Source organism: Empedobacter sp. 225-1, from assembly GCF_030328185.1.
GTDB classification, from domain to species: domain Bacteria; phylum Bacteroidota; class Bacteroidia; order Flavobacteriales; family Weeksellaceae; genus Empedobacter; species Empedobacter stercoris.
The window spans coordinates 1-884 of record NZ_JACALO010000091.1; the positions used below are offsets into that span (position 1 = coordinate 1).

The 884-nt window shown below is 32.8% G+C and carries 1 pseudogene; it reads right to left on the reverse strand.

The window, feature by feature from the left end:
* Positions 1-856 (reverse strand): annotated as a pseudogene (locus HX088_RS13850) (IS982 family transposase); the annotation flags it as partial.
* Between the last annotated feature and the right edge of the window lie 28 nt (positions 857-884).

Consider the following 884-nt stretch of genomic DNA (forward strand, 5'->3'; position numbering starts at 1 on the left):
TTATTGATATTTCGGTTAAAATATTCTTTGTTAATGAACTGTACAACGGTTAAAGTAGTTATTTTAGCCAATAATCTTGTTTAGAAGCCTTCAAAAGTTTTTGCATAATTGCGTCTAATCATAAACTGGTCACAGAGTTGTGAGAAAAGTGTTTCAATCCTTTTTCGCTGTTTTTTGAATAAATAAAACTGTGGCTTGTAGTCCTTTTGATTAACTCTTTTCGGAGTTTCGAGTTCTATATTGGCATATTTAAATAAATCAATCTGAATCTCAGACGACAAGTAGCCTTTGTCTCCAAGCAAGGTACAATCGGATAATTGTTCTCTGATATCTTTTAAATAATGGATGTGTGAACGGAAGCAGGACTTAAATCCACACTTTGAAAAACTCCATTTATCGAACAAACTGCATGAAGTTTGTAGCTATAAAAATGCATTTTCTGAGAAGCACAAAAGCCTCTGTTTGGATAGCAATAGTCGTTATCTTTACAGATTTTTGAAGTATTCTCCTCGAGAGTTTACATACTTCTACGGGCATACTGTCAATAATGAAAAACTTCTCAAACTCATTAAAACTTCGGGCAATTTTCATTCGTAGATCATTTATTTTACTGCCCAATCTACGTTTGCGACGATTATAAACACTACGTTCTATTTTGCATTTTATCGCTTGAGGAATTTGTCGAAAAAGATGAATTTCGCTGTCAATACCCATAAATTCAGCAGTTAACGCAAGACTTATCAATTCCAAATCCTTCAATTTTGGAGGTCGTCTTTGATAGGCCAATAGGTTTTCATTTTGATATTTTTCGCAAAACTTCCAAAATTCTTTCGTAATTTGCATTCAAGTTGTTCATTGTAAATGTTTTGCAACTAATTCAAGTT